We start from the raw sequence: 20,098 nt of genomic DNA, 5'->3' as shown, positions 1-20,098 counted from the left end.
TATCTTGAGTTCTTTTATAGATGAATTGAATGATGCCCAAAGGGCGCCGGTACTGCATAAAGACGGACCGCTAATGGTAATAGCCGGAGCCGGGTCCGGAAAGACAAGGGTGCTTACATATAGAATAGCATACCTAATGGAGCAAGGAGTGGATTCTTTTAATATTTTGGCATTGACATTCACCAATAAGGCAGCACGCGAAATGAAAGATCGTATTGCCAGTATCGTGGGTGCTTCAGAGGCCAAAAATCTATGGATGGGTACTTTTCACTCGGTATTTGCCAAATTGCTCAGGTATGATGGTGATAAACTGGGTTACCCCAGTAACTTTACCATTTATGATACCCAAGACTCTCAACGTTTAATAGCGTCCATTATTAAAGAGATGGGCTTAGATAAGGATATTTATAAGTACAAGCAGGTACAGAACAGAATTTCCTCGTTCAAAAACAGTTTAATAACCGTAAAGGCATATTTTAACAATCCAGAACTTATGGAGGCCGATGCCATGGCAAAGAGGCCGCGTATTGGCGATATCTACCAAAACTATGTAGAACGTTGTTTTAAGGCAGGGGCTATGGATTTTGATGATCTGCTCTTGCGGACGAACGAGTTATTGACCCGTTACCCAGATGTTTTAATGAAATATCAAGACCGTTTTAGGTATATTTTGGTAGATGAGTATCAAGATACCAACCATTCACAATACCTGATAGTAAAGGCTCTTGCGGATCGTTTTCAGAATATTTGTGTGGTAGGGGACGATGCGCAAAGTATCTATTCGTTTAGAGGGGCGAACATTAGCAACATTCTTAATTTTCAACGCGATTATGAAAATGTTGGAATGTACCGTCTAGAACAGAATTATAGGTCTACAAAGAACATTGTGAATGCCGCGAATTCTATCATTGAGAAGAACAAGAACCAATTGGAAAAGGTGGTTTGGACGGATAATGATGAAGGAGGCCCCATTAAAATACATAGAAGCATTACCGATGCAGAAGAGGGAAGGTTTGTAGCCGGTTCTATTTGGGAAAATAAAATGCAGCACCAGATGTCCAATGGCGAGTTTGCCGTACTATACCGTACCAACTCTCAATCAAGGGCCATAGAGGATGCCTTAAGAAAAAGGGATATACCTTATAGAATATATGGAGGGCTCTCGTTTTATCAACGAAAAGAGATCAAAGATGTATTGTCATACCTACGCTTGATCATTAACCCTAAAGATGAGGAGGCATTAAAAAGAGTCATTAATTTCCCAGCAAGGGGAATAGGGCAAACCACCATAGATAAACTGGTGGTTGCGGCAAACCATTATGGGCGTTCTATGTTCGAGGTCATGGAAAATATCTCTAAAATAGATTTAAAGATAAATTCCGGAACCAAAAGAAAGTTGGAAGACTTTGTGCGAATGATCAAAAGTTTTCAGATCATGAACCAAACTTCCGATGCCTTTGCCTTGGCAGAGCAAGTTGCTAAAAAGACAGGGCTTTTGCTGGAGTTTAAAAAGGATGGTACACCCGAGGGAATAGCCAGAATGGAGAATATAGAGGAACTTCTTAACGGTATAAAGGATTTTGTTGAGGGGCAAAAAGAAGTAGCGGATGCCACTGGTGGACTAAGCGAGTTTCTGGAAGATGTTGCCTTGGCAACCGATTTGGACAAAGATACTGGAGATGATGACCGTGTAGCCTTAATGACCATTCACTTGGCAAAAGGACTCGAGTTTCCCTTTGTCTATATTGTGGGAATGGAAGAAGACCTTTTTCCTTCGGGAATGAGCATGAACACCCGTAGCGAACTTGAGGAAGAGCGTCGACTTTTTTATGTGGCCCTAACACGGGCAGAAAAGCAGGCATACCTCACTTATACGCAGAATAGATACCGTTGGGGTAAGTTGATAGATGCGGAGCCCAGTAGGTTTTTAGAGGAAATTGATGAAAAATATGTGGAAAACCTTACTCCGGTAGATGGTGGGTACCGCTATAAATCAATGATCAATGCCAATATTTTTGGGGAAGTAGACAAAAGCAAACTTCGGCAAAACAAACCCAAAAAAGGGACGCCTCCGACTATAGACAAGCCCAACTTGAACCAACTGAAAAAATTGAGAAAAATTAAGCCTCAACTAGCTCAGCCTATAGGAAACTCAAATACAATAGACCCTAACTTAAAGGAAGGTTCGGTAGTGAACCACACCCGTTTTGGTAGGGGTAAAGTGTTAAAGATAGAGGGGGTAGGAAACGATAGAAAAGCCGAAATTAAGTTTGATCAAGGCGATGTGAAAAAATTACTACTTAGGTTTGCTAAATTAGAGGTGCTTTAAGAGATGTGATCATATAAGTTTCTTTAGGCGATCAAAACGATTGTTATGATAGGTAAAAACAAGTTTTTTACTGTGTTTTGTTTATTCTATGTATCAATTTCTTCTTGTCAAGAAACTTTGAACATCGGGAATAAAGAAAAGGACGTTTTTTCAAATGATTATTGGAAAGATGCGGTATTGGTCTGGGCCGATGAGTTTGAAGGTGATAGCCTATCTCTTGATAATTGGCGTTTTGAAACTGGTAACCACGGGTGGGGAAACAACGAACTTCAAAATTATCTGGAAAATTCGAATGTAGAAGTAAGTGGGGGTACTCTTAAGATTACGGCACGTAAAGAAAATGTTGGGGGTAGTGAATACACCTCGGCAAGACTTAATAGTAGAAAAGAATTTACGTATGGAAAAATAGAGGTACGTGCTAAGATTCCCGAGCTAAAAGGTAAAGGTATATGGCCCGCTATCTGGATGTTGGGTTCCAATATAGATTCTGTAGGATGGCCGGCTTGTGGAGAAATAGATATTATGGAGTATGTTAGTTATAGTCCTAACGAAACACATTTTTCTATTCATAGTACGGCCAACAACCATATACAGGGTACACAAGTGACCTCGGGGCCGGTACCATTGCAAACTATCGAAGAAGAGTTTCATGTGTACGGTCTCTTGTGGACCGATGAATATTTAAAGTTTTACATAGACGAAGAAGAAAATGTAAAACTCAGTTTTTTAAGACCGACCGATGCAAATACCGATAATTGGCCGTTCTCAAAGCCGTTCTATTTTTTATTGAATATTGCGGTTGGCGGAAACTGGGGAGGTTTAGAAGGAGTCGATGCTGCTACTTTTCCCGCTACAATGGAAATAGATTATGTTAGGGTTTATCAAAAAATGTAAATTTTTAATGATATGGCAGAACTTATAAGAATATATGAAGAAAACCCGAGCCCAAAGGAAATTGGTAAAGTGGTACAGGTTTTAAGAAAAGGGGGGCTCGTAATATACCCTACCGATACAGTGTACGGATTAGGGTGCGATATTACCAACTCTAGGGCCTTGGAAAAGATCGCTAGAATCAAAGGGGTAAAGTTGGCAAAAGCGAATTGGTCTTTTGTATGTGCAGATCTAAGTAATCTTTCTGATTATGTTAGGCAAATTGATACGGCCACGTTTAAAATTTTAAAACGAGCTCTACCTGGGCCATATACCTTTATACTTCCGGGCAACAACAATCTTCCTAAAGATTTTAAAAAGAAGAAAACAGTTGGTATACGTGTTCCGGACAATACTATTTCCAAGGCATTGGTAGAAGGTTTGGGCAACCCTATTGTTTCTACTTCTATACGTGATGAAGACGATGTGCTCGAATACACGACCGATCCAGAATTGATTTACGAGAAATGGGAAAACTTAGTAGATATAGTAATCGATGGTGGATATGGTGATAATGTGGCCTCTACCGTAATAGATCTATCTTCAGGGCAACCCGAAGTTTTAAGGGAAGGAAAAGGTGATTTAAGCATTTTTTAATCTTTTCAGCATAGTTTTTTAATAAACTGTCTGTCGTAAGAACATAAAAAAAGCGGCCTTAAAAGGCCGCTTTTAATTTACTCCATTATAGGAAATTATTTAATGGCAGGATCTTTCATTCCATCCTCGATCATGCTGTAGAACTGATCAATTTTTGGAAGAACTACAATTCTTGTTCTTCTGTTCTTTGATTTTTCTGTTTGCGATACAGGAACATACTCTGCTCTACCTGCTGCGGTCATACGCTTAGGATCAACATTGAAATCGTTTTGTAAAATACGTACCACGGCTGTTGCACGTTTTACACTCAAATCCCAGTTATCTAACAATACACCACCTCTGCCTCTGTAAGGTACGTCATCTGTATGGCCTTCTACCATAAACTCAAAATCAGGTTTGTTGTTAACGACTTTTGCAACTTTACCTAGTACTTCTTTAGCTCTGCTGGTTACATTGTAGCTACCACTGCTGAACAATAATTTGTCAGATATAGAAACGAATACCACACCTTTTTCAACACTGATCTCTATATCCTCATCGTCCAAATTGCCCAAAACTCCTTTTAGGCTTTGTACTAAAGATAGGTTAACAGAATCTCTTCTTGTAATAGCATCGTTCAACTTACGAATAGTCAAGTCTTTTTCTTGAAGACTTTCCAACGATTTTTCTAAGTTTTCAGCTCCTTTGGTAGTCAAAGTAGTCAAGTTGCCCATGTTGTTGATGAGTTCTTGATTATTAGCCTTCAAGAAAGCATTTTGATCCTCTAAAGTTTGAAGTCTAGAAGCGGTAGTTGCTTTTTCTTCTAAACAATCGTTAAGCTTAACAGTTGCTGAATTTAATAAATCTTGTGTTTCTTTTTGTTTTGCCTCAAGATCTGAATATTTCTTCTGTGAAACACAAGAAGATAATAAAAGAGTTACTCCAAGACACCCTAAAATGATTTTTTTCATAGTTGTATTCTATATTTATTGATTGTGGTTTACTTATTCTTAAACATCAGTACCAAAATTATATATTTTGTCATTCGTTTATTCTGGTACTTAGTTAATCTTTTACTAAAATGTTAAAATTTCTTACTCCATTTACGAAATAAGACCACACAATGGACTTCGTTGTATAGTACTTTAGTATAAATTTAGCTTTTTCCCTTTTCTTGTACATTTTTCTAAACTGTCTATAGAAGCTCAAATGGGCCCTTAAGATTGCAAAACAATGCTTAAACCTAAGTTGCATTATAAAGCGTAGGGCAGCAATACCGTCTAATAATAAGCGTATGGCAATAATAAGAAATGCCTTTCTGCGAGGTAAGTTTTTGGTTATGGAGAATAGGGTGTTTCTGAAGTTTAAATAAGTTTTCTTGGGGTTCATGTTGCTTAAGGTAGATCCGCCAAGATGAAATACTTTTGAGTGTCCTACGTAATAAATTCTATGTCCTTGGTTTTTTGCTCTCCAACAAAAATCAACCTCTTCTTGATGGGCAAAATAATCTTCGTCGAAACCATTTAGTTCTTTAAAAATGGCACTGCGAACGAACATACAAGCTCCGGTTGCCCAGAAAATCTCCTTTATGTCATTGTATTGGCCCTTATCTTTCTCGAGACTTTGAAATATTCTTCCCCTGCAAAAAGGATACCCTAGCTGATCTATAAAGCCACCAGCGGCACCTGCATATTCAAAATGATCTTGTTTTAACAGGTCTAATATTTTGGGTTGGATCACCGCTGCCTCGGGCATTTCCGTAAAGGCTTTTTTTATGGGTTCCAACCAATTTTTAGTAACCTCTACATCAGAATTGAGCAAACAGAAGATATCTGCCTCAACATGTTTTAAAGCATCGTTATAGCCCTTGGCAAAACCTTCGTTGGCCGTATTTTGAATTATTTTGACAGTAGGATGGTTTGTTCTTAAAAAATCAATGGACCCATCGGTCGATGCATTGTCTGCTACATAAATATCCACATCGTCCTCCGAAAACTTAAGGACAGAAGGAAGATAGCGCTCTAACAGCACTTCTCCGTTCCAATTGAGTATGACAACAGCGATTTTCAAAACGACTGCAAATTAACGGCTAAATTCAGGAATTTCCTTTAAAAACCTGTATTTTTCCTCATCGAACAACATTTGACAAGAATAGTGCTCTAATCCATTGGTCACCATAAGATGTGTAGCATTGAGATTAAAATTGTACCGGGCTATTTGATCAAAGGTTTCTTGGGTAATACGAATATGGGGAGCCTTGCATTCTACCAATATGTGTATACTGCCATCGCTGTTAAAGACCACAATGTCGTATCTTTTTTTTAGTCCGTTGAGAACGATCTGTTTTTCTACATTTATGAGGCTTAAAGGGTAGCTTTTGTTCATATGAAGGTAATGTACCACATGTTGTCTAACCCATTCTTCGGGAGTAAGCACCATAAATTTTTTACGGACTATGTCAAAAATGAGCTCTTTATTTTGCCTATTTTTGAACCTGAAGGTGTAACCTGGAAAATTAAGTGGTTGCATGGTACAAATTTGATGATTTTTTCCGAATGGATGAAGCACTACAGATTGTTAATGATATAAAAAAAGGGGCGGTAAAGCCTATCTATTTTTTATATGGGGAAGAAGCTTATTTTATAGATAAGATATCCTCATATATTGCCGATAATGTACTTTCAGAAGAAGAAAAGGGCTTTAACCAAATGGTATTGTACGGTAAGGACGTTTCTATAGACGATATTGTAGGGAACGCCAAGAGGTACCCTATGATGGCCGAGAAACAAGTGGTCATTGTCAAAGAGGCCCAACACCTATCTAGAAGTATAGAAAAGTTAACCGCTTATGCGGAAAATCCGCAAATGACAACCGTGTTGGTCATTTGTTACAAGTATAACAAACTGGACAAGCGAAAAGCGCTGTACAAAACCGTTAAGAAGTGCGGTGTTTTGTTCGAAAGTAAAAAGTTGTACGAAAATCAGGTGACGGAGTGGTTGCGAAAGACATTATTGTCCAGTGGATATTCAATTTCACACAAAGCCGCCATTTTACTAGTTGAATATTTAGGCACGGATTTAGGCAAAATTAATAATGAGCTCGTTAAGCTAAAGTTGGCCTTACCTGAAAAAAGGGAAATAACACCATTGGATATTGAACAGAATATCGGAATCAGTAAAGATTACAATAACTTTGAGTTAAAGAAGGCGATAGGGGAGCGCAATATTGTAAAGGCAACTAAAATTGTTAATTATTTTGCCCAAAACCCAAAAGATAATCCTTTTGTATTAACGGTTACATTATTGCAAATTTTCTTTTCGCAACTATTGCAGTACCATGGGTTAAGAGACCATTCACCAAAAAATGTAGCCAGTTCTCTTAGGATCAATCCTTACTTTGTGGGAGAATTTCAAACAGCGGCCAGAAACTATCCTATGAAAAGGGTAAGCCAAATCATATCTAGTTTGCGAGAGCTGGATATGAAAAGTAAAGGGGTTGGCTCCGTAAAAATAAGTGAGGCCGACCTTTTGAAAGAACTCTTGGTGAAAGTTATTTAAGTTACTTTCTGTCTATACTGTATTTGCCCGGGCCAACAAGTGCGATGGTAATAAAGGCTACCAAATAGAACAATGCTTTTTCTTTAGTACCGAAAGGGTCGCTACCATGAGCTATAAAAGCGGCTACGGCCATAGTAATGGCTACAGGTATGGATAGCAATCTTGTTCTATAGCCAATTATTATTAAAATGGGGCAAATAAATTCACTTATAACTGCTAAAAACAATGAAGGTGCGGCACCGATTCCAATAGGATCTCCGAATTGAAAATTACCAGAAATTAATTTTTGAAATTTGGGTAGGCCATGTGTAAGCATCATCACCGAAACGGCAATTCTAAAAAATGCCAATCCGATGTCTTTTAAAAGGGGACTTTTCATTATATAATCTACTTTTACTTTTTAAAAGTATTATTTTTTTAAGATTTTTTGAAATATTCTACTTAATTACTTTTCTTAAAATAGGTAAATATATAAGCATGTCCATTTTTATTCAATCATTGGCATCTCTGTATTTTATTGGGAACCAGGTGTTTTGGTCATTATCTTTGTAAAATGGAATGAAAGAAAAAAAGTAATGGAAAGAATAAAAAAATCCCGCTGCAAGCGAGATTTTTAATGTTTATTGAACAATCTTTACGTTGTAGGTACCAATTTACTTTAAACTGGGAAACTCTTCGGGGTTTGCTTCGTTCATAATTTCATAAACCTTTTCAAAAATATCTTCTGCATTTGGTTTAGAAAAATAGTCTCCGTCGCTACCGTAGGCAGGTCTATGTGCTTTTGCCGTCAAGGTTTGTGGTGCACTGTCTAGATATTGGTAGGCTCCTTGTTTTTCTATTATCTCATTTAAAAGATAAGCAGAGCATCCCCCGGGTACATCCTCGTCTATTACCAATAACCTATTTGTTTTTTGAACACTTTTAACCGTGTCATGGGCAATATCAAAAGGTAACAATGTTTGTGCGTCTATTATCTCGGCATCAATACCCACTTCAAGTAAATCTTTAGCGGCCTGTTCTACAATTCTTAAGGTAGAACCGTAAGAAACCAAAGTAATATCGCTCCCTTTTTTTATAGTCTCGACAACGCCGATGGGAGTACAGAACTCGCCCAGGTTACTGGGTTTGTTTTCTTTAAGTCGATATCCGTTAAGACTTTCTATGATCAATGCAGGCTCGTCGCTTTTCATTAAGGTGTTATAGAAACCTGCCGCCTGTGTCATGTTTCTAGGAGCAAGAATGTGAATACCCCTTAGTAGGTGTATTAACCCTCCCATTTCAGAACCTGAATGCCATATGCCCTCTAATCTGTGACCTCTGGTACGAATAATCAATGGCGCCTTTTGTTTGCCATAAGTTCTATATAAAAGAGTTGCCAGATCATCTGTCATGGTGGCAATGGCATAAAAAATATAATCTAGATATTGAATTTCGGCTATAGGTCGCAGCCCTCTTAAGGCCATTCCTATACCTTGGCCTATAATGGTCGTTTCCCTAATGCCCGTATCGGCAATTCTAATTTTTCCGTACTTTTCTTGAAGACCTTCCAAACCTTGGTTTACATCACCGATAGCTCCTGTATCTTCCCCAAAGACCAATGCATTTGGATATTTTTCAAAAAGCTTGTCAAAATTGTCGCGTAATACTACTCGCCCATCCACTTTTTCGGTGCCATTTTTATATTCGGGGGCTATGGCTTTTATATTTCTGACATTGTTTTGGTTTTCACTGTAGAGATGTGAGCTAAATTTAGGTTGAGTCTCTTTCTCAAAATTGGATAGCCAATTTACCAAAGTTTGTCTCTCTGCAGATTTTTCGCCCAATAAATAGCGCAGTGATTTTCTTGCGGCTATGGCCAAATCTTTTTTTAGAGGCTCCTCAATCGCTATTAGGTCGTTTTTAATTTTGTTCAGAAAGTTTTTGTTGGAACTTTTGTTCGCGGCCGAATTAAGTATTCGAACAAGGTCTTTCTTTAAGTTCAAATGCTCTTCCAAATATTCTGTCCAAGCCTGTTTCTTGGCCTCTCGAACTGTTTTTTTTATGTCTTTTTCAATCAGCTCCAATTCTTTGGCCGTGGCGATACCCGATTCTAAGATCCATTCTTTAAACCTTTTGTTGCAGTCGTTGTCGCGTTCCCAGGCCAAGCGCTTATCATCTTTGTATCTTTCGTGGGAACCAGAAGTAGAATGGCCTTGTGGCTGGGTGAGCTCGGTAACATGTATAATAACCGGAACATGTTCTTGGCGGGCTATATCGGCCGCATTTTCGTAGGCGTGCATAAGGGCCGTATAATCCCAACCTTTTACCTTTAAAATTTCTACCCCTTTGTTTTTGTCGTCTCTTTGAAAGCCTGATAAAATTTTTGAAATGTCTTCTTTGGTGGTATGATATTTTGCAGGTACCGATATGCCATATTCATCATCCCAGATACTTAATATCAAAGGTACCTGTAATACACCTGCCGCGTTTATGGTCTCCCAGAACATACCTTCGCTGGTACTGGCGTTTCCAATGGTACCCCAAGCTACTTCATTTCCGTTGTTCGAAAACTTGGAGGAATCAAGGTCGCGCAGTTCCCTGTACACTTTAGAGGCCTGTGCCAAGCCCAATAATCTTGGCATTTGCCCTGCGGTGCATGATATATCAGAGCTGCTATTCTTTTGTTTTGTCAAATCTTTCCAGCTACCGTCCTCATTTAAACTATAGGTAACAAAATGCCCGCCCATTTGTCTTCCTGCGCTCATGGGCTCTTTTTCTATATTGGTAGTGGCATACAGACCGTGAAAGAAATCTTTGGGCTTTAAAAGCCCGGTGGCCATCATAAAGGTTTGGTCTCTGTAGTAACCGCTTCTAAAATCACCATTTTTAAAAGATTTCGCCATCGCCAATTGCGGAAGCTCTTTTCCGTCACCAAATATTCCGAATTTGGCTTTGCCGGTAAGTACCTCTTTTCTTCCTAGCAGGCTACATGTTCTACTTAAAAATGCAATTTTATAGTCACTAATAATCTGCTCCTTGAAATCTTCAAATGATATATCGTTGCTTGTTTTAGAAGAAACATCCATGTTTTATCAAATTTTACCAAAAATACCGAATAGAAATCGTTTTAGCAATGATGGGAATGTTTAATTTATTGATGATAAATTAATTTAATGGTCAATATTTTAAAATATTCGTAATATACTCGGTTTTATTGAGTTGTTATTTACGAATAGTTAAATCAAAACCATTTTCTGGTAAACAGTCCCGTCAAAGTTTTTGGGCTTACCGTTATTATAAAACGTATTTTTTCGCCATAATCGGGTTGAGATATTTCCCAACCATTGTTTGAATATAAGGGAAAATACAATTCAAAATAATCTGTAACAAGATTTAATCTTACACCCGAATCATATACAAATTTTTCGTCTAAACCTTTGTTCTTTACCAAACCGGCATCACCATAAAGTTCTATCCATCTCCATAAGTTGAAGCTTGTATTTACAGTGGCCATCCAATTATCGGAATATCGATAGCGTTCGTCCAAGAAAGATTTAAAGCCACCCTCGGCAATAATGATCTGCTGGCTGTAAATGCCCGAATCCTCAGATCTTCCAAGATAGTTATAGTCAAAAAGATAGTCAGTAGGGCGGTCAAGGGCAAAACTAAAGAAATTGGTATTGGTATTGTTGCTTAAAAATTTACCGGCGAAAAAACGAAGGTTAAACTGTCTGTTGTTCTCAAAAAGTTTTCGATATTCATACTCAAATGCGAGCTTACTGAAATTGCCCGCCAACTGAAAATCCAAAAACCAGGAACTGTAATCTAAAATACCATTGTCCCTGTTTATATATCTCGCATTGAAAACACTATAGTCCGGATGTTCGGAATCATTTGCAATGCTGCCCAAACTTTCATCAAAGTTTCTAAAGATATTTACATATCTAAAAGATAGAAATTGCCTTTTGTCGGATATAAGATCATCTGGTCGCCAACCAAAACTTAAGGCCGGCGTAATGGAGGTGTAACGTGAGTTGACGTTAAAATGTGAGGTAGAGGCCCCTAAAGAATAATTGGCAACATAGAGACCGCTTTTACTTAAATATTTTCTATAATTAAACTTGCCATAGCCAACAAACGCTTTTTCCCTAAAGGAATAAGAGGGGGCAAAATCATATACAAAAGGCCGTTCTAAAAGTGTTTTGTTGTACAATCGTAGACCAGGAGCCCAACCATCATATATATTAAAGTTGATAACAGGAACATAAAAAACCTGATTGTAATATGGATTTTCAGAATCTTTGAAAAAAGTAAATTTCAGTTTTTTGTTGCTTGATAGAAAGCCTTTAAGGGATTTCCAGTTGTCTCTTTGGTTAAATTCCGGAATTTTTTGATCGTAGTTTAAAACCAGTTTGTCCTCTTTGTTGTTGGGTATGGTAAATGTTTTATAGGTCTCTATGTTCTTAAACCAATATTTTGAAACTACAGAGTCGTTTTTTAACCCGAACATACTAATGGGCACATTGGTACCTTCTTTATTCTTGATTGTAACGTTTAAGGAGTCTTCCGATTTTTTTACCTTTTTTATCTTAAAGTCTATTCTCCGGTCGGTCGAAACATAATCTTTAAAGAACCAATCAATGTCTTTATTCGTAGACCTTTTTAAAATAGATTCGAAATCAATAATTTTAACTTTGTTCAGCTGGTAATACTTAAAAAAGGTTTTAATGCTTTCGTCGACCTTTTCTTTACCTATATAATCGGCCAAATAGGCCAAGCCTAAACCTGCCTTGTATTTATTGGCGATTTTTTGATTGAACTTTATCAAAGAATCATTTGGGGTCGTCAAAGCCTGATCTAAATTTTTTCTGGCGGTTAGATTATATAAAAACGGATATTGCTCGTTGAAACCCATTTTTGCCAAGTTAAAACTCCGCAATCCCCAGATACGGCTTAAATTGCCCAATAGCTTTTGATCCGGATAGTTCTCCTCCACATATTCTATCATTAGATAATTGGCAATTGCATTGTTCAACCACTGTTCTTTTCGGGGGTTCAGAAAAATTGTTTCCTTCAGGATACTGTTCAGGGCCGTTTTCAAAAATTTCATCTCAAATTGAAATTTTTGGTCATAAGGACGAATAAACGAGGGCAGTTGATTTATGCCATATAGTGGGTCTTTATCATAATCTATTTGACTTACCAATAGTTTGTCATGGGGATATTCACCAAGGTTTTGGTAAATGAAATCGGTTATTTTGTTAATGGATATTCCTTGTTCTATTGGGCTGTACCTTGGTGCGGCTATATTGGTTACCACCTTTATATGCGGGGTAATATGTGTTGAAAAAGTATTTTCACGATTTAATATGATCTCTGCACTTTTTTGATTTTTAGATGTAAGTTTTACATTTTGAACATTGGATAATTTGGTATTGTCCTCTTCTTTGAAATTGGAAACCAGATGCAGACTATCGGGGTATGTAAAATCAATGGTTGTTTTTGTAATGTTGGTATATAGGTCTTCTAGGTTTTTATTTGAATATAGGTGCCATTTTCCATCGTAAACGGCAGGTGTTAAATACCAGTCCTTTAAATAGTAGTTGCCTTTGTTGTCATAGCCGTACGGTGTGTATTTGTTCGGGGGCAACTTAACTTTATAGGTGATGATAATTTTGGTAGACCCTTTGGGTACCAAAGCCTTGTTAAGCCTAACTTTTAAAATGTCTTCATCTTTTGTTCTTTCCCACTCCAAACCCTCGTATTCATCATCTACCACACTTATAATGGTAGTATGCCCCCTTTCACTTTTTTTTGCCAAGTGCAGACTTTTCTTGAATTCTTGGGCAAACCGCTTGGCCAGACCGGTGTTTTTGTTAGAGTAGGCGTGGGCCCAATCGTTAAAGTAGATAATACCCAAAGAATAGTTGGAGTTGTTGTAATAGGTAAACTCCTGTTTTATGTCCAGCTCTTTGGTAAATTCATTGAGCTTAACATTTAAACTTGTTTCATATTGGGCGTATGTGGTCCTGCTCCCGATGTAGCATAGTATTAATGACAAAAGTAATTTGTAGGGCAGGACGTTTTTCAATATGAACACTAAAAATTAGGACTAAGAGTATGACCTTTATAGAACGAATCGATAATGTTTACGACTTCTTCCTCGGTATCTACAATTTTGATCAGGTCCAAGTCTTCGGCACTTATGTTACCAAAACTGAGCATAGTATCTTTTATCCAATCAAAAAGACCGGACCAGAAATCGCTTCCGACCAAAATAATGGGAAATTTACCAATTTTGTGAGTTTGTATAAGGGTTATCGCTTCAAAAAGTTCGTCCAGCGTTCCAAAACCGCCCGGCATAACCACAAAACCCTGTGAATATTTAACGAACATTACCTTTCTAACAAAAAAGTAATCGAAATCTAGACTTTTATCACCGTCTATATAGGGGTTGTCGTGTTGTTCAAAAGGCAAATCTATGTTAAGGCCTACCGATGTGCCACCGGCAAGATTGGCGCCCCTGTTGCCAGCTTCCATAATACCGGGGCCACCTCCTGTAATAACACCATAGCCGGCTTCCGATATTTTTTTTGCAATACTGACCGCCAATTGGTAATATTTATTATGTTCTTTGGTTCTGGCCGAGCCAAAAATAGAAACACAGGGTCCTATTTTGCTCATTTTTTCAAAACCGTTTACGAACTCTCCCATAATCTTAAAGATGGCCCATGAGTCATTGGTCTTTATTTCATTCCATCCTTTAGGGTGTTTTTCGTTTCTCATATATAAATCACATTTTTAATTCTTTCTTCAAAAACTCTGCCGTATAGCTTTTTTTTACTTTACAAATTTCTTCCGGTGTCCCCGATGCCACTAATTGCCCTCCAGATCGTCCACCTTCATAACCAATGTCTATAACATGGTCTACCATTTTAATAACGTCTAAATTATGTTCTATTACCAATACGGTATTTCCTTTGTTCACCAGTTTGTTAAGCACATCCATTAATACCCTAATATCTTCAAAATGAAGACCGGTGGTGGGTTCATCCAATATATAGAAGGTGTTTCCCGTATCTCTTTTGGATAGTTCGGTAGCCAATTTAATACGTTGGGCCTCGCCACCCGATAGGGTAGTGGATTGTTGCCCTAAAGATATATAACCTAGGCCAACATCTTGTATTGTTTTTAATTTACGATGGATTTTCGGAATTGGTTCAAAAAAATCCACGGCTTCATTAATGGTCATTTCAAGTACATCCGAAATAGATTTTCCCTTATAGCGTATTTCTAAGGTTTCCCTATTAAAACGTTTTCCGTTACATGTTTCGCATTCTACAAAAACGTCCGGTAAGAAATTCATTTCGATAACACGTAGACCTCCACCTTGGCAGGTTTCGCAACGTCCTCCCTTTACATTAAAACTAAACCTCCCGGGTTTGTACCCTCTTATGGAGGCTTCAGGTGTTTTTGCGAACAATGATCTTATTTCGCTAAAAACACCTGTATAGGTGGCAGGGTTGGAACGTGGTGTTCGCCCTATGGGTGATTGGTTTATGTCAATAACTTTATCAATATGCTCCAGTCCGGTAATCTTTTTATAGGGCATCGGTTTTTTTACACCATTAAAATAATGGGCGTTCATGATAGGGTATAAGGTCTCGTTTATAAGTGTAGATTTTCCGCTTCCCGAAACGCCGGTTACACCAATCATTTTACCTAGAGGAAATTCTACCGTAATATTTTTTAGGTTGTTGCCCGTACAACCTGATAGTATAATTTTTTTTCCGTTGCCTTTTCTCCTGGTTTCCGGTACTTTTATTTCTTTTACCCCGGTAATATAATCCGCTGTAAGGGTATGGTGGTTTTTAAGTTCTTCGGGGGTTCCTTCCGATATTATTTCGCCGCCATGTTTTCCTGCTTTTGGTCCAATGTCTATGACATGATCCGCACGCTCTATCATATCGCGGTCATGCTCTACCACAATAACGGAATTGCCTATGTCTCTTAAGGCTTCTAGAGATTTTATTAGGCGGCTATTGTCTCTTTGATGAAGACCAATACTGGGTTCATCGAGTATATATAGCACACCTACCAATTGTGAACCTATCTGCGTTGCCAGCCTAATTCTTTGTGCTTCGCCACCCGATAGTGATTTGGAGCTTCGGTTTAAGGAAAGATAGTCTAAACCTACATCTAGAAGAAATTGAATTCTTGTTTTAATTTCTTTGATGATCTCTTGGGCTATCTTTAATTGGTTGCCTTCCAGTTTTTTTTCCAGTCCTTTAAAGAAGTCTGCCAATTCCGCAATATCCATGTTTGCGAGCTCGGCAATATTTTTATCGTCTATTTTAAAATAAAGGGACTCTTTTCTTAACCTGCTGCCACCACATACCGAGCAACTGGTTTTGTCCATATATTCTTTTGCCCATCGCTTTATAGTGGTGGATTCGGCTTCTTCGAATTGGCTTTTTATGAAGTTTGAAATACCTTCATAATCAATTTTATAAGTTCTTTTTACACCAAGTGATTTTGAATCTACCTCAAAACTTTCGTTACTACCGTGCAATATAACCTCTAAGGCTTGCTGTGGTATTTTGTTAATAGGATCTGTAAGTTCAAAATTATAGCGTTGGGCAATTATCTCTATTTGTTTAAAAGCCCATGATTTTTTGTATTCTCCTAATGGGGCAATGCCTCCACTTTTTATAGATAGTTTTTTGTTCGGAAAAATTTTGTTCTCGTTTACTTCGTACACGTGCCCCAAACCACTACAGTGTGGGCACATGCCCTTTGGGGAGTTAAACGAAAATGTATTGGGCTCTGGTGTAGGGTATGAGATGCCTGTGGTAGGGCACATGAGGTCTCTGCTAAAATAGCGGGGGTCTTCAGTGCCTTCTTCCAAAACCATTAACACATTGTCGCCACTGTACATAGCGGTATTTATGGTTTCTGATAGACGCTTGTGCAAATCGTCGTTCTCTACCACTTTGAGTCGGTCTATGACAATTTCTATATCATGGGTCTTATAACGGTCTACCTTCATCCCTTTTACGAGATCCTTGATTTCCCCGTCTACTCTCACTTTAACAAAACCTTGCTTGGCAATTTGTTCAAACAGCTCTCTGTAATGTCCTTTTCTTGCTTTTATTATCGGTGCGAGTATATTTATTTTCTTATCTCTATAAGAATCAATGATCAGTTTTTTTATCTGGTCATCACTGTAGCTGACCATTTTTTCTCCAGTATTGTAACTATGTGCATCACCGGCACGTGCATACAAAAGACGAAGAAAGTCGTAGACCTCTGTTATGGTACCTACCGTAGACCTCGGAGATTTAGAGGTTGTTTTTTGTTCAATAGCAATTACAGGGGAAAGACCGTCTATTTTATCTACGTCGGGTCTTTCCAAACCACCCAAAAATTGTCTGGCATAGGCCGAAAAAGTTTCGATATATCGTCTTTGTCCCTCTGCATATATGGTATCAAAGGCCAATGAGGATTTTCCGCTTCCAGAAAGCCCCGTAATAACAACGAGTTTTTCCCTGGGTATGGTAACATCTATATTTTTAAGGTTGTGTACACGGGCACCTTGAACCTCAATATTTTCTTCGTAATCGATCATGAATCATAGCAAAGTTGCAAAACTACGATTTTGAGCGCTAATCATGAACAAGTGAGCAAATTAACTACAGGTAGTGCGTTATGTTTTTTTATTAGCTGGATCAGTATTTTAAACTTATTAAAATAAATCTTAAATAATAGACAGTTTCTTAGTTAGACCATGATAATTATTATTCCCAATTGGGCATGAAAGCATTGGTGAACAACAATTCTGGGTCAGCTTCGCTGGCATTAATTTCCTTTCTGTAAATTTTCTTTTCAGATATACCATCATTGGATGTAAGTATATAAATTACATAACCTTCGTTTGGTGCATATCCCACATCAAGGTTGTTATAACCAGTTGGCTTATCGGTATCTATCTCTAAGGAACTCTCATTTGCAATGTCGTATTCAAAAATTCGGCTATCGAGTTGACGGTATTGAGCATTTTCAATTCCCGAAATATCTCTCGTATACAATATTTTGTTTCCGTTTATAGAATAGTCCAATCCTCCAAAAGCTCCGGGGATTCCTTCTACTATAGTTCTTGTAACGGTGTTACTGACTGGGTTTATTGTTTGTATCTTAACATTGTATCCGGCGGCATCATTGGTCTTTATGGCTATTAAATTGTTCGATAGGTTGGTCGCCACTTCTGTAATAAATTCTCCAGAAGGTGATTCGTAAACCTTTGATAACCCCGATCCATCAATATTTATGGCATATAAACTGTTGAAATTAGGGTAGTAGATAACGTTACCATTGTTAGACCAGGCAAATTCAATTTCATCGTTTCTAAACCCTGCTATCGGAATACTCTGGGTCAATTGTGTTTTATCGCTTCCGTCCAAATTCATGGTAAATAAATGTGATTCTCCTCCTTGATTACTTATATAGGCTATTTTGTTTACGGTTCTGTTTGCTTTGGGTCTATAACAGTTTAATTCAGAGGATGTCAATTGAATTTCATGTTGGTTTACCTCAGAGTTGTTTACCCCACTGGGTTCTCCTCCCGAAAAGATAACATTGTTTCCGTTAAGCGTTCTAACATATAAAAACCTGTTGTTTTCAATTCCTCTTAATTGAAAACTGCTTATTTTACTTTGTGTAGACTCTGTGATAGCATCATTGGCGGTAACTTGCCAAAAATAATTTGCACCCACCGATAAATTATCGATAGTTAGGGTAGTGTCTTGTATATTTTCAAAAATTTGAATTTCTCCCGTATTGCCTTCCCTTAATTCAAATGTATAGGTAATGGTATCGGAATCATTTTTAGACGAAGACCAAACAAATTGTACGGGATTGGAGATATCCGTTGCCTTGTCTTGTGGGGAAATCAAGGTTGGTATGGCCGGTTGTAAATTCTTAGAGGCCACACTATCCAGTTCAAAAACTACCGTAGTGGTTTTATTGCTATAAATGGTAGATGGTTCAAAAGAAGTCTCAAAATCATCTTTATCGGCTTGTACGGAATAGTCGCCGATACTAATATCCTCAATAACGAAATACCCATCTTTATCAGTAAAAACGGTAGTAGAAGAAGGGTTTGTGGTTATTTTTACATTCTCTAGGGGAACGTTGAAACTATTGGAAACCACTTTTCCTTCCAAAGTTCCGAAGGCTTCATCGCCTATGGTATCCTCTTCACATGATACTAGTAATAAGAAGACTATAAGAAATGTGGCCTTAAAATATTGATTCTTAAAAATGCTCATTATATTTTCAATTACGTTTATTCATGTTTTTGCCAAATCTCCACTCTAATCCGATAGAGAAATTATAATAGAAATCGTCTCTTTTTCCATTTACCACATCATCTATGGCGTCACTGGTAGTGTGGTTGTTTTCTGCGTTTACGAAAAGGGAGAGTCTAGGGTTAATGTTGTATTTTAATGCTAGGCCGTATTGTAGGTTTATGCCCGAGGTATCTTCGGTAAGGTTTGGGTCTGGTGACCGTAAATCGAAAATGCCTCCTATACCACCATAAATATATGGGGTCAAATCATCAAACGGTAAAATGGTATATCCCAATTGAAAGTTACCGGACATATATTCTTTATAGAAATTTTGGCCACCGGTAAAGTAGAAATAATCCCCTTTTATACCTATGTCTATTTTAGGGGATAGGTAACGGCTATATTTTATTCCGCCACCGGCACCAAGGGATTTCTTTGAAAAATCGGCATTAAGCACTGGAGTACCCCCAAAAATACCTATACTGTTCTTTAGTACATGAGGGGCCTGTTTTCTATTGTACAAAAGAGTGGATTCCTCTTCCAGTTTTCTTTGATTGTATAAAGAAACAATAGAATCGTTTACTGCCGTACCTTCCATGGTGCTCCACAGATTGTCCTGTATGCCTTCTATTATCAGTGATTCAACAGCATTTTCTATGGCATTTTGGATGGCCAATTGTATAGGTTCGTTTTTAGTAATACCGGTTTCAACTTCTAATAGGCGTTGAAATTTTACATATTTAAACAAACTGGCATCCAGTGCTTGTGATAATATAGTCTTGGACACGTAAACGGTCTTTAATATTTTTCCGTTGGAGGTAGAGACCGCCCTAAGGTATATGGTTATACGGTCTTGCCTGTATTGTGTAGAACCACCGGTGCCAAAATAGCGTGCACCATAGCCCCCCGTTATAATATTTGTGTCATATGAAATTATACCCCCTTCAAGTAAAATACCGGCGTATAACAATGGGGGTAGATTTGGTTGCCCGCTTTGGTCTCCGGTATATTCTTGCCGAGTAGATCGTATAATGTTCCGCTCGTTCAAAAGGTTGGATAAATTTTCTCTTTCTATTGGGGTAAACCATTTAGAATCCTCTAGGGCTTTAATGAGCATCGTAGTCGCACCTTGTGGCACGGCAGTACTGAACGTGCTGGCATTTTCAACACTTTTATACTGGCCTGTTTGGTCCTTAAAATTATATACCCCTACGACAATAGGTTCTTTTGGCAAGGGTAGGTTTTTTAAATAATAAGATTTCTGGGTGGTTTCTCCTATTCTTGCCTTGCTTGGTGCCAAGGGTTGGTTAAAATAGGTGCCACAACCACATAGCAGTACAAGAAGCCCTATGGCGAGGGAACTTTGGTAAAGTTTCATA

General features: G+C 38.0%; 14 protein-coding genes. 4 read left to right on the top strand and 10 right to left on the bottom strand.

All coding sequences use genetic code 11. From position 1 onward, the window contains the following. Positions 1–4 precede the first annotated feature (4 nt). The 3 genes from AB657_RS05345 to AB657_RS05335 are packed head-to-tail and all read left to right on the top strand — an operon-like array spanning position 5 to position 3,856. Entirely contained in the window at positions 5–2,329 is a 2,325-nt protein-coding gene (locus AB657_RS05345; protein ID WP_047245545.1) for an ATP-dependent helicase, read from the top strand. A 45-nt stretch (positions 2,330–2,374) separates the two neighbouring features. After that, positions 2,375–3,223 (top strand): glycoside hydrolase family 16 protein, encoded by an 849-nt coding sequence (locus tag AB657_RS05340; protein WP_047245544.1) that lies wholly within the window; start codon positions 2,375–2,377, stop codon positions 3,221–3,223. 12 nt (positions 3,224–3,235) lie between these two features. After that, complete coding sequence (locus AB657_RS05335) at positions 3,236–3,856, top strand: L-threonylcarbamoyladenylate synthase (protein ID WP_047245543.1); 621 nt, start codon at positions 3,236–3,238, stop codon at positions 3,854–3,856. 95 nt (positions 3,857–3,951) lie between these two features. On the opposite strand, the gene AB657_RS05330 is transcribed toward AB657_RS05335, so the two are convergent. The 3 genes from AB657_RS05330 to AB657_RS05320 form a co-directional block, all read right to left on the bottom strand. Further along, positions 3,952–4,806: an OmpA/MotB family protein gene (locus tag AB657_RS05330; RefSeq protein WP_047245542.1), complete on the bottom strand. Its 855-nt coding sequence runs from the start codon at positions 4,804–4,806 to the stop codon at positions 3,952–3,954. 94 nt (positions 4,807–4,900) lie between these two features. Next, a complete protein-coding gene (locus tag AB657_RS05325) occupies positions 4,901–5,905 on the bottom strand; it encodes a glycosyltransferase family 2 protein (protein WP_047245541.1) in 1,005 nt (334 codons plus the stop codon). 12 nt (positions 5,906–5,917) lie between these two features. After that, complete coding sequence (locus AB657_RS05320) at positions 5,918–6,364, bottom strand: type I restriction enzyme HsdR N-terminal domain-containing protein (protein WP_047245540.1); 447 nt, start codon at positions 6,362–6,364, stop codon at positions 5,918–5,920. Positions 6,365–6,390: 26 nt separating this feature from the next. Here AB657_RS05320 and holA point away from each other — a divergent pair, with 26 nt between their 5' ends. After that, on the top strand, positions 6,391–7,392 hold the full coding sequence (gene holA, locus AB657_RS05315) for a DNA polymerase III subunit delta (RefSeq protein ID WP_047245539.1): 1,002 nt from the start codon (positions 6,391–6,393) through the stop codon (positions 7,390–7,392). Position 7,393: 1 nt separating this feature from the next. Here the strand turns inward: holA and AB657_RS05310 are convergent, their stop codons facing one another. The 7 genes from AB657_RS05310 to AB657_RS05280 all read right to left on the bottom strand — a co-directional run bounded on the left by AB657_RS05310 (position 7,394) and on the right by AB657_RS05280 (position 20,097). After that, positions 7,394–7,771, bottom strand: coding sequence for a DoxX family protein (locus tag AB657_RS05310; protein WP_047245538.1), 378 nt, complete (start codon positions 7,769–7,771; stop codon positions 7,394–7,396). A gap of 274 nt (positions 7,772–8,045) precedes the next feature. Then, the gene (locus AB657_RS05305) at positions 8,046–10,457 is read right to left on the bottom strand and encodes an alpha-ketoacid dehydrogenase subunit alpha/beta (protein WP_047245537.1); all 2,412 of its coding nucleotides are present in this window, start codon (positions 10,455–10,457) and stop codon (positions 8,046–8,048) included. Between the two features lie 155 nt (positions 10,458–10,612). Continuing rightward, positions 10,613–13,432, bottom strand: coding sequence for a gluzincin family metallopeptidase (locus tag AB657_RS05300; RefSeq protein WP_232304848.1), 2,820 nt, complete (start codon positions 13,430–13,432; stop codon positions 10,613–10,615). A gap of 38 nt (positions 13,433–13,470) precedes the next feature. Further along, positions 13,471–14,157 carry an LOG family protein gene (locus AB657_RS05295; RefSeq protein ID WP_047245535.1) on the bottom strand — a complete coding sequence of 229 codons (687 nt, stop codon included), beginning with the start codon at positions 14,155–14,157 and terminating at the stop codon, positions 13,471–13,473. 7 nt (positions 14,158–14,164) lie between these two features. Beyond that, the gene (gene uvrA, locus AB657_RS05290) at positions 14,165–16,999 is read right to left on the bottom strand and encodes an excinuclease ABC subunit UvrA (protein ID WP_047245534.1); all 2,835 of its coding nucleotides are present in this window, start codon (positions 16,997–16,999) and stop codon (positions 14,165–14,167) included. A gap of 169 nt (positions 17,000–17,168) precedes the next feature. Then, entirely contained in the window at positions 17,169–18,698 is a 1,530-nt protein-coding gene (locus AB657_RS05285) for a carboxypeptidase regulatory-like domain-containing protein (protein WP_052958634.1), read from the bottom strand. Between the two features lie 7 nt (positions 18,699–18,705). Continuing rightward, positions 18,706–20,097, bottom strand: coding sequence for a CsgG/HfaB family protein (locus AB657_RS05280; protein ID WP_047245533.1), 1,392 nt, complete (start codon positions 20,095–20,097; stop codon positions 18,706–18,708). Between the last annotated feature and the right edge of the window lies 1 nt (position 20,098).

It is taken from the genome of Maribacter thermophilus (assembly GCF_001020565.1).
Taxonomy (GTDB): Bacteria; Bacteroidota; Bacteroidia; order Flavobacteriales; family Flavobacteriaceae; genus Maribacter; species Maribacter thermophilus.
The sequence above is the reverse complement of the archived record's forward strand: the minus strand, read 5'-3'. Positions and strand labels throughout refer to the sequence as shown.

Excerpts from the sequence above, each read along its gene's own strand:
- AB657_RS05330 (WP_047245542.1), bottom strand. The coding sequence starts at position 4,806 with ATGAAAAAAATCATTTTAGGGTGTCTTGGAGTAACTCTTTTATTATCT.
- AB657_RS05305 (WP_047245537.1), bottom strand. The coding sequence starts at position 10,457 with ATGGATGTTTCTTCTAAAACAAGCAACGATATATCATTTGAAGATTTC.
- holA (WP_047245539.1), top strand. The coding sequence starts at position 6,391 with ATGGATGAAGCACTACAGATTGTTAATGATATAAAAAAAGGGGCGGTA.
- uvrA (WP_047245534.1), bottom strand. The coding sequence starts at position 16,999 with ATGATCGATTACGAAGAAAATATTGAGGTTCAAGGTGCCCGTGTACAC.
- AB657_RS05310 (WP_047245538.1), bottom strand. The coding sequence starts at position 7,771 with ATGAAAAGTCCCCTTTTAAAAGACATCGGATTGGCATTTTTTAGAATT.
- AB657_RS05280 (WP_047245533.1), bottom strand. The coding sequence starts at position 20,097 with ATGAAACTTTACCAAAGTTCCCTCGCCATAGGGCTTCTTGTACTGCTA.
- AB657_RS05340 (WP_047245544.1), top strand. The coding sequence starts at position 2,375 with ATGATAGGTAAAAACAAGTTTTTTACTGTGTTTTGTTTATTCTATGTA.
- AB657_RS05320 (WP_047245540.1), bottom strand. The coding sequence starts at position 6,364 with ATGCAACCACTTAATTTTCCAGGTTACACCTTCAGGTTCAAAAATAGG.
- AB657_RS05285 (WP_052958634.1), bottom strand. The coding sequence starts at position 18,698 with ATGAGCATTTTTAAGAATCAATATTTTAAGGCCACATTTCTTATAGTC.
- AB657_RS05295 (WP_047245535.1), bottom strand. The coding sequence starts at position 14,157 with ATGAGAAACGAAAAACACCCTAAAGGATGGAATGAAATAAAGACCAAT.
- AB657_RS05335 (WP_047245543.1), top strand. The coding sequence starts at position 3,236 with ATGGCAGAACTTATAAGAATATATGAAGAAAACCCGAGCCCAAAGGAA.